The sequence below is a fragment of the Pseudomonas sp. GW823-FHT06B06 genome (assembly GCF_058795195.1).
In genome coordinates this window covers 1-8,165 of record NZ_JBXAHO010000082.1, presented here as the reverse complement: position 1 = coordinate 8,165, position 8,165 = coordinate 1, and the positions used below count along the sequence as shown (strand labels likewise).

Sequence of the window (8,165 nt, the reverse complement as noted above, 5' to 3'; positions counted from 1 at the left end):
CGGAGCAGGACCGGAGCGAGGGTATGCCGAGCATTAGCGAGGCACCGAACGCCAGGGGCAAGAGCCCTTGGTTACTTAGGGCCGGGCGGCGTTCCGTTCTTCCAAGTGACTCGCTGTAAGAGCGAAACCCTAAGTGGCCGTTACCGCAGCAACGGATATACACCCAATCCAAATATGTCACTCAGAACTTGCGGTCAGGCTCCGACAACTCTCTGCTGTCGTCATGCTTCCACGTCTGCTCTGAATGTTTTTGCTCTTCGATTTCATCTTCCGTCGGCTCATCCATGTCGTCTTCGGGATCCGGTTTTTTTTGCTCTATTGCCATGGTTTCACCTCTCTTCCTGAAGGGATCGGTCATCAACTCTAAGCGTAGAACAATTTCCCCTGCCCGGCTCACAGCCACCAACGCAGCAAAAAGAAAAAGCCCATGCTCAACAGCATGCTGAGCAAGGTGTTGCGGGTGTACAGCACCAGGCCGACGGCCACCAGCGAACTGATCAGGTAGGGATTGTCCCATTGCAGGTTCAGTTGCTTGTCCGGCATGAACACGATCGGCCCGCAGATCGCCGTCAACATGCCGGGCACGGCGAACCCCAGGAACTGCCGGGCATTGCTGCTCAAGCGCAGCGGCAGGCGCGGCTCCAGGAACACATAGCGGTTGAGAAACACCAGGACGCCCATGCCGATAATCACTGCCCAAACCATCATGTGCGCGCTCCCTGGAATTTGTTGCAGATAAAACCCGCGGTCATGCCGGCAAGTCCCGACAGCACCAGGGCCGAGCCCCATTGCCAATAGCTGAACAGCACCGAGCAGAACAGCGAGACCGCGACACAGACCACCGTCGGGACGTTGCGCACCACCGGGGTGATCAGGGCGATGAAGGTGGCAGCGATGGAAAAGTCCAGACCCAGGTGTTCCAGGCCGGGGATGCTGCTGCCTAGCACGATGCCTGCCAGGGTGAAGAGGTTCCAGGCCACGTAGAACGTCAAGCCGACACCCAAAGCGTACCAGCGATCGAACTGCTGTTTGTCGTGCTGGCTGGTCAGGGCGAACAGCTCATCGGTGAGCAAAAAGCCCAGCCCCGCTCGCCAGCGACCCGGCAATGGCGAGATCACCGAACGCATGCTCATCCCGTAGAGCAGATGCTGAGAGGTCAGCAACAAGGTGGTCAGCAAGATCGAAAAGATCCCGGCCCCGCCCTTGAGCATACCAATGGCCACCAACTGCGCGGCGCCGGCGAACACGATGCTCGACAAGCCCTGGCCTTGCAGCGGTGTGAGGTTGGCTTCGATGGCCATGGAGCCGGCCAGCAGGCCCCAAGGGGCTGTCGCCAGGGATAACGGCATGATCGCCACGGCGCCACGCAAGAATGCGCTGCGCGGCAAATGTGAGTTGGACATAACGCTCTGCAACCAGGGAAAGACCTGAGACTGTGCCAGCAGTCACGGCCGATGGCTTGAACAATCTTGCGCACTTGGGCCAATCACAGGCTGGCGCGGCATTTTCCCGATGTTGGTGATTGACAAACAGCGCGCCGGCTTTTAAAACTGGGCGCCTAATTCAGGGTGTAAGCAAAAATGTCCGCAACCTTCAATCTCGACACTTCCGTTGTTGGCTTGACAGCCAAGGCGCTAGTTCGCGTTGCGCGCACCCTCAAATCGAAGAAACAGTCGCTCATGTGACCGGGGCGCGCTGTCCCGTCAGATGAGCTGACAGGACATTGAGCGCGACGGACCACCCTCCCCTTGCTTACTTCCTACTACGCTTCTGACGGTGACGAAATCGGTCGACCATCAGGAGAAAGTGCATGTCATCGTTTCAAGGTATCTGGGTTCCCCTCGTCACACCGTTCCACAATGGCGCCATCGATTTCGTCGGATTGCGCCGGCTGGTCAGCCATCTGCTCGAAGAAGGTGTCGACGGCCTGATCGTCTGTGGCACCACAGGCGAACCGGCGGCCATGGGCAAGCACGAGCAGCTGGCGGTGCTCGATGCGGTGCTGGAACAAGTGCCGGCCCGGCAGGTCGTCATGGGTCTGGCCGGCAACAACCTGATCGAGCTGCTGCACTTTCAGGAGGAAATTCTCAAGCGCCCGCTGGCCGGCCTGCTGGTGCCGCCGCCCTATTACATCCGGCCCTCCCAGGCGGGGCTCGAAGCGTTTTTCCAGACGGTCGCCGACGCTTCCAGCGTGCCGTTGATCCTGTACGACATCCCCTACCGCACCGGCGTAGCCTTCGACCAGTCGACCTTGCTGAACATCGTCGCCCATGAGCGCATCGTCGCGATCAAGGACTGCGGCGGCAACCTGGGCAACACCCTGGCCTTGCTGGCCAGCGGTAAGGTCGATGTGCTGTGCGGTGAAGACAACCAGATCTTCAATGCCCTGTGCCTGGGTGCCAAAGGTGCGATTGCCGCGTCGGCCCATGTCCATCCGCACCTTTTCGTGGCGTTGTATCGACAGATTCGCGACAACCAGCTGGCGGCCGGTCGGGCAACATTCTTCCAGCTTCTGCCACTGATCCAGAGCCTGTTCATCGAGCCCAACCCGGCGCCGGTGAAAACCGCGCTGGCGCTGCAAGGCTTGATCACTGATGAGCTGCGTGCACCGATGCAACGCAGCAGCGATGCCATGGTCAGTCGTTTGAAGGAGGTGCTCGGCGTGCTGGGCAGCGACAATCGATAGAGTGCCAGGCGCCCGCGCGAGTACGATGGAGCGATTCGACTGACGCGCCAGGGGGGGGGCGACATGCTCTACCGAATCGCTGCCGATGGGCTGATGCTGTTTCACCTGGCATTCATTGTGTTCGTGGTGTTCGGCGGGCTGCTGGTTCTCAAATGGCAGCACCTGATCCTGTGGCACCTGCCCGCCGCAGTCTGGGGCGTGGCAGTGGAGGTGTTCCACTTGCCTTGCCCACTGACGCACTGGGAAAACCTGATGCGCCAGGCAGCCGGACAAGGTGGTTACGGCGGTGGTTTCATCGAACATTACGTGTGGCCGATCATTTACCCGGCGGGGCTGACACCGGCCATCCAGCTGGGATTGGGCAGCCTGGTACTGGTGCTGAACGCTGCGGTCTATCTTCGATTGATCTGGCTCAGGAAACGGCGGCGGCAATTGTAACCGTCACACACGAGGGTTCGGCCCATGCTGTCGACTGAAGACCTGGCGCTGCTGCAAGCGATTCGCGAGACCGGCAGCCTGTCGCGGGCCGCGGCCTATCTCGGCAAGGCGCCTTCTACGGTGTCCTATGCCGCGCGGCAACTGGAAGAACGCTTCGATGCCCTGCTGTTCGATCGCCGGCGCTACCGCCTGCAACTCACCCCGGCTGGAGAATTGCTGGTCAACGAAGCGGCGCGACTGATGCAGGACGTCTCGCGCCTGACCCAACGGGTGCAGCAAGTGGCCAATGGTTGGGAAAGTCGTTTGTGGATCGTCACCGATGAACTGCTGGAATTCGAAACCCTGCTCCCGGTGATCCACGAGTTCGATGCGCTGGGCTCTGGCGTACCGCTGCGCATCACCCAGGAAGTGCTGCGGGGTGTCTGGGAGGCCCTGCGTGAAGGCCGCGCGGACCTGGTCATCGGCGCCACCAACGAGCCACCGGCCATCGCGTCATTGCGCTGGATGCAACTGGGGGAAATGCAGTGGGTGTTCGCCGTCTCGCCCAAGCACCCGTTGGCCAAGGCCCGCGAACCGATCACCCGCGCCATGGTGGCGCAGCACCGGGCGATTGTCGTGGCGGATTCGTCCCGGGCCAGCGAAGGCAGTACCTACGGGGTCTCCGGTGGCCAATCGGTGCTGGCGGTGCCGACCATGCGCGCGAAAATCCTCGCCCAATGCGACGGCCTCGGCGTGGGCTGGCTGCCCAGGCATCGCGTCACCTCGTTACTGGACAATGGCTCGCTGGTGGAAAAACAGATGGCCGATCCCCGCGAGCCGAACATTCTGTATGCCGGCTGGCGCGGCGATCACGACGGGCGGGCGTTGGGCTGGTGGCTGGAAAAGCTCAAGCAACCGCACCTTTGCACCCGGCTGGTACAAGGCAGCGACCGGTTTGCCTGAGCCTCAGTTGGCAATCACGCTCATGTTGCGCCCGCTGGCCTTGGCCACGTACAGCGCCTTGTCGGCCGCCCCGATCAACTCACTGGTCTGGGCCTCGGATGCCGGATCATAACCACAGACACCCACGCTGACCGTCACCTTGCCATCAGGGCTTTCACTGTGCGGCAAGCCGGCGGACTGGACCGCGTGGCGGATTTTTTCCGCCAGCAAAAATGCTCCGACGTAGTCAGTTCCCGGAAGCACCACGGCAAACTCCTCACCACCAAAGCGCGCAGCCAGATCGCCGGGGCGCCTGATGTGCTCGGTAATCAGCACAGCGATCTTGCGCAGGCACTCATCACCGGCCAGATGGCCGTAGCGATCGTTAAATGGCTTGAAGTGATCGACATCGATCATCAACAGGGCCAACCCCGTCATGTTGTGCCGGGCGCGGCCCATTTCCGCCTGGATGAACAGATCGAACTGGCGCCGGTTGGCCAGGCCCGTGAGCGCGTCTTCCAGCGCCAGCAACTCAAGGTTGCGATTGAGTTCGAGCAGCCGTTCCTGAGTGCCGAGCAACTCGCCCTGGATGCGGTCCTGCTTCTTCATCAACTTGATCAGGCGATAGCCGAGCCCTCCCAGCACCCCGAGCAACAGCGCAACGATGCCCGCACTGAGCAAGGACTGCTGGCGCCAGCTCGCCAGTACTTCGTCCTTGTTGAGCGCGGCAAAGACGATCAGCGGATAACCCTCGACCCGGCGATAGCCCACCACCCGCTCCACGCCATCCAGGATGGACCGGACGGTAGCCGTCCCCGAGCTGCCCTGTGGCAGCAGCCGGGTGAACAATGGGCTTTTGGCCAGGCTGGTGCCGATGTCCGCCTCGTGAAACGGCCGGCGCACGATAATGCTGGCATCGTCGGCGATCAGGTTGATCACACCGTTGCGGCCCATATCGATGCCATCGTAAAGCTGCAGGAAATGGCTGAGGTAGAGGGTGGCCAGCGCCACGCCCGCGAAACGGCCATCCGGGTGATTGATCCGGCGCGACACCGTCATGATCCATTCGCCGCTGGAGCGGCTCCTGATCGAAGGGCCGATGTGCGGTCCGCGGTCAGGATGATCGCGGTGATAGATGAAGTACTCGCGGTCGGAATTGTTGGCAACCCCCACCTCGGCACCGTTGGAGTTGGCGATCCATTTGCCGGTTTCGTCATAGACGAACAGCCCATGCACCTGGCTCAACTCACGGCGCTGGGCGCCGAGCAAGCGTTGCAGGCGATCGAGCCGACCCGCGTCGATGCCGTCGTTTTCCAGGCGATCGACCAGGGTGAACAGCAGCGTGTCGGCTTGCTTGATCGCCGCCTGGGCCTGCGAGGCCAGGGTCTGCGCAAGGTTGGACATCGCCACTTCCTTGTCATGCAGATGGTACTGGCGCGAGCTCCAGGATTCCCAAATCACGATCACCGCCATCGACAGGCAGACGGCAATCAAAAGGGTGACGGCAGAGCGAGTCTTGAGCCGGGGGACACCCTGCCGGTTTTGTTCCACAGGATCGTGAATGGACGGCTGCCCCATGACGTTCGCTCCTTGAATCGAATGAAAAGGCCCTTGCTGCTCCATGGGCCTATCGCGGTGTACGCTTTAGCGCGTCAAGCCAGGCCGGGTCCAGGCGCGTCTGCCGGATATCGATGCCCAGCGCTTGCATCCGCGCCTGATGTTGCTCCATTTCCCGGTGTAGTTGCGCATCATCGCTGGAGTTACCGTCCAGTTGGTGCATCTGGCTCAATCCCAGGTGATAGAAGCGCAACAGCTTCATGGCGTCCGGATCCCCCGCTTCCACGGCCGCCTTGAGGTGGTGCATAACGTTGGTGATGCTCATCAGGCTGCGCTTGAGTTGCCAGCTGTAGACCGCCGGCGCCATCCATTGCTGGTGCCAGAACAGCTTGCGCATCAACGCGGCCATGACCAATACCGCGGCAAACACTCCGCCGATATTGAAGCGTAGATTGTCCCCTCCCGGCTCGCCGAACAACGTCACCGCCGCGGTGGACAGGGCCATCGCCAGCGCGAGAAAGATCAGCGCGATCATCAGCGTGCTGCGCCGCGTCCGTTGCCGATAGTCGTCGGCGTTCATCGGCTGGATTTCGAACATGACGTCGGGATTCCTTGGCTTCAATGGCAAAAAAAGGGTCGCAGGGCAAAAAGACCGCGGGCCATTATCGCCTCTGCGACGGATTTAGCTATGCTGGGGCTCCTTTTCATCTATACATCATCAAAAGGAGGACATGGCGAGACCGCGCAGTTCGTGCCATCTTCTTTCATGGATACTCTCTATTCGGATGCCATTCGTTGTTTGCGCGTGAATGACATCGTTTTAAGGATCATTGAATGACCCAACGACAAGTAATCAATGCTTCGGTCAGCCCGAAAGGCAGCCTGGAAACACTCTCCCAACGGGAAGTCCAGCAACTGAGCGAAGCTGGATCCGGCAGCACCTACGACATCTTCCGCCAGTGCGCCCTGGCCATCCTCAACACCGGCGCCCACGTCGATAACGCCAAGACCATCCTCGAAGCCTACAAGGACTTCGAAATCCGCATCCACCAGCAAGACCGTGGCGTACGCCTGGAACTGCTGAACGCCCCGGCCGACGCCTTCGTCGACGGCGAAATGATTGCCAGCACCCGTGAAATGCTGTTCAGCGCCCTGCGCGACATCGTCTACACCGAAAACGAACTCGACAGCCAACGCATCGACCTGAGTACCTCCCAGGGTATCAGCGACTATGTCTTCCATTTGCTGCGCAACGCCCGCACGCTGCGCCCCGGCGTCGAGCCCAAGATCGTGGTCTGCTGGGGCGGTCACTCGATCAATACCGAAGAATACAAATACACCAAGAAAGTCGGCCACGAACTGGGCCTGCGCAGCCTCGACGTGTGCACCGGTTGCGGCCCCGGCGTGATGAAAGGCCCGATGAAAGGCGCCACCATCGCCCATGCCAAGCAACGCATCCACGGCGGGCGCTACCTGGGCTTGACCGAGCCGGGAATCATCGCCGCCGAAGCGCCGAACCCGATCGTCAACGAACTGGTGATCCTGCCAGACATCGAGAAGCGCCTGGAAGCCTTCGTCCGCGTCGGCCACGGCATCATCATCTTCCCGGGCGGCGCCGGTACCGCCGAAGAGTTCCTGTACCTGCTGGGCATTTTGATGCACCCGGACAACGCAGGCCTGCCCTTCCCGGTCGTCCTCACGGGCCCAAAACATGCGGCGCCCTACCTGGAACAGCTTGACGCGTTCGTCGGCGCCACCCTGGGCGCAGATGCCAAGAAGCACTACGAGATCATCATCGACGACCCGGCAGAAGTCGCCCGACAGATGACCCAGGGCCTCAAGGCGGTGAAGCAGTTCCGTCGCGAACGCAATGACGCGTTCCATTTCAACTGGCTGCTGAAGATCGACGAAGGCTTCCAGCGCCCGTTCGACCCGACTCACGAAAACATGGCCAACCTCAAGCTCAGCCGTGACCTGCCACCCCACGAACTGGCCGCCAACCTGCGCCGTGCGTTCTCCGGCATCGTCGCCGGCAACGTCAAGGACAAGGGCATCCGCCTGATCGAAAAACACGGGCCATACCAGATCCGTGGCGATGCGGCCGTCATGCAGCCGCTGGATCAACTGCTCAAGGCCTTCGTCGCCCAGCACCGGATGAAGCTGCCGGGTGGTGCGGCTTATGTGCCGTGTTATCGAGTGGTTGCGTAAGCAAGTTAATGTAAATTGTTAAGTGCGAGCCGAAGCCAATGCTTCGGCTTGCTGCTTTCTAGGAGAGGTGAATCGGATCGCACTCGCGGCGCCTCTACCAACGTTGATCTATGCCTCGTCGAAGCTTGTGGGAGATTGTTGTCTGAGTACATATCCATTGCTGCGGTAACGGCGGCTTATGGTTTCGCCCTTACGGCGAGTCCCTTTTTCAAACGCCGGAGTGCCGGCCCAGCAAAAAGGAACCAAAAGGCTTTGCCCCACCACTCGGTGCCTCGCCTAGGCTCGGCATGCCCTCTCTCCGGCATTGCTCCGTGGGTCGCCGCGATGGGCCATCCATGGCCCAGCGCGGCTAAAC

The 8,165-nt window shown here is 61.0% G+C and carries 9 protein-coding genes; 4 read left to right on the top strand and 5 right to left on the bottom strand.

Going from position 1 to position 8,165, the window contains the following annotated elements; translation table 11 throughout:
* Positions 1–181 precede the first annotated feature (181 nt).
* The 3 genes from AC1Q8Q_RS32015 to AC1Q8Q_RS32005 form a co-directional block, all read right to left on the bottom strand.
* Complete coding sequence (locus AC1Q8Q_RS32015; protein ID WP_168758371.1) at positions 182–325, bottom strand: hypothetical protein; 144 nt, start codon at positions 323–325, stop codon at positions 182–184.
* 68 nt (positions 326–393) lie between these two features.
* Positions 394–705: an AzlD domain-containing protein gene (locus AC1Q8Q_RS32010; RefSeq protein ID WP_010455066.1), complete on the bottom strand. Its 312-nt coding sequence runs from the start codon at positions 703–705 to the stop codon at positions 394–396.
* On the bottom strand, positions 705–1,403 hold the full coding sequence (locus AC1Q8Q_RS32005; protein WP_020801067.1) for an AzlC family ABC transporter permease: 699 nt from the start codon (positions 1,401–1,403) through the stop codon (positions 705–707). The genes AC1Q8Q_RS32010 and AC1Q8Q_RS32005 overlap by 1 nt, the downstream gene beginning before the upstream one ends.
* A gap of 407 nt (positions 1,404–1,810) precedes the next feature.
* Between AC1Q8Q_RS32005 and dapA the strand changes: the two genes are divergently transcribed.
* From dapA to AC1Q8Q_RS31990, 3 genes are all read left to right on the top strand, one after another.
* A complete protein-coding gene (gene dapA / locus AC1Q8Q_RS32000; RefSeq protein WP_168758372.1) occupies positions 1,811–2,686 on the top strand; it encodes a 4-hydroxy-tetrahydrodipicolinate synthase in 876 nt (291 codons plus the stop codon).
* A 63-nt stretch (positions 2,687–2,749) separates the two neighbouring features.
* Positions 2,750–3,124 (top strand): DUF2784 domain-containing protein, encoded by a 375-nt coding sequence (locus tag AC1Q8Q_RS31995; protein WP_168758373.1) that lies wholly within the window; start codon positions 2,750–2,752, stop codon positions 3,122–3,124.
* A 24-nt stretch (positions 3,125–3,148) separates the two neighbouring features.
* Positions 3,149–4,066: a LysR family transcriptional regulator gene (locus tag AC1Q8Q_RS31990; RefSeq protein ID WP_168758374.1), complete on the top strand. Its 918-nt coding sequence runs from the start codon at positions 3,149–3,151 to the stop codon at positions 4,064–4,066.
* Positions 4,067–4,069: 3 nt separating this feature from the next.
* Here the strand turns inward: AC1Q8Q_RS31990 and AC1Q8Q_RS31985 are convergent, their stop codons facing one another.
* Positions 4,070–5,623: a sensor domain-containing diguanylate cyclase gene (locus AC1Q8Q_RS31985; RefSeq protein ID WP_168758375.1), complete on the bottom strand. Its 1,554-nt coding sequence runs from the start codon at positions 5,621–5,623 to the stop codon at positions 4,070–4,072.
* 49 nt (positions 5,624–5,672) lie between these two features.
* Positions 5,673–6,200, bottom strand: a complete 528-nt coding sequence (locus tag AC1Q8Q_RS31980) for a DUF3087 domain-containing protein (RefSeq protein ID WP_020801062.1) — start codon at positions 6,198–6,200, stop codon at positions 5,673–5,675.
* Positions 6,201–6,436: 236 nt separating this feature from the next.
* Between AC1Q8Q_RS31980 and ppnN the strand changes: the two genes are divergently transcribed.
* Positions 6,437–7,810 (top strand): nucleotide 5'-monophosphate nucleosidase PpnN, encoded by a 1,374-nt coding sequence (gene ppnN, locus AC1Q8Q_RS31975; protein ID WP_020801060.1) that lies wholly within the window; start codon positions 6,437–6,439, stop codon positions 7,808–7,810.
* Positions 7,811–8,165 lie beyond the last annotated feature (355 nt).

Bases quoted from the DNA above. Each gene is read 5' to 3' on its own strand.
- AC1Q8Q_RS32015 (WP_168758371.1), bottom strand. From the start codon at position 325: ATGGCAATAGAGCAAAAAAAACCGGATCCCGAAGACGACATGGATGAG.
- AC1Q8Q_RS32010 (WP_010455066.1), bottom strand. From the start codon at position 705: ATGGTTTGGGCAGTGATTATCGGCATGGGCGTCCTGGTGTTTCTCAAC.
- AC1Q8Q_RS32005 (WP_020801067.1), bottom strand. From the start codon at position 1,403: ATGTCCAACTCACATTTGCCGCGCAGCGCATTCTTGCGTGGCGCCGTG.
- dapA (WP_168758372.1), top strand. From the start codon at position 1,811: ATGTCATCGTTTCAAGGTATCTGGGTTCCCCTCGTCACACCGTTCCAC.
- AC1Q8Q_RS31995 (WP_168758373.1), top strand. From the start codon at position 2,750: ATGCTCTACCGAATCGCTGCCGATGGGCTGATGCTGTTTCACCTGGCA.
- AC1Q8Q_RS31990 (WP_168758374.1), top strand. From the start codon at position 3,149: ATGCTGTCGACTGAAGACCTGGCGCTGCTGCAAGCGATTCGCGAGACC.
- AC1Q8Q_RS31985 (WP_168758375.1), bottom strand. From the start codon at position 5,623: ATGGGGCAGCCGTCCATTCACGATCCTGTGGAACAAAACCGGCAGGGT.
- AC1Q8Q_RS31980 (WP_020801062.1), bottom strand. From the start codon at position 6,200: ATGTTCGAAATCCAGCCGATGAACGCCGACGACTATCGGCAACGGACG.
- ppnN (WP_020801060.1), top strand. From the start codon at position 6,437: ATGACCCAACGACAAGTAATCAATGCTTCGGTCAGCCCGAAAGGCAGC.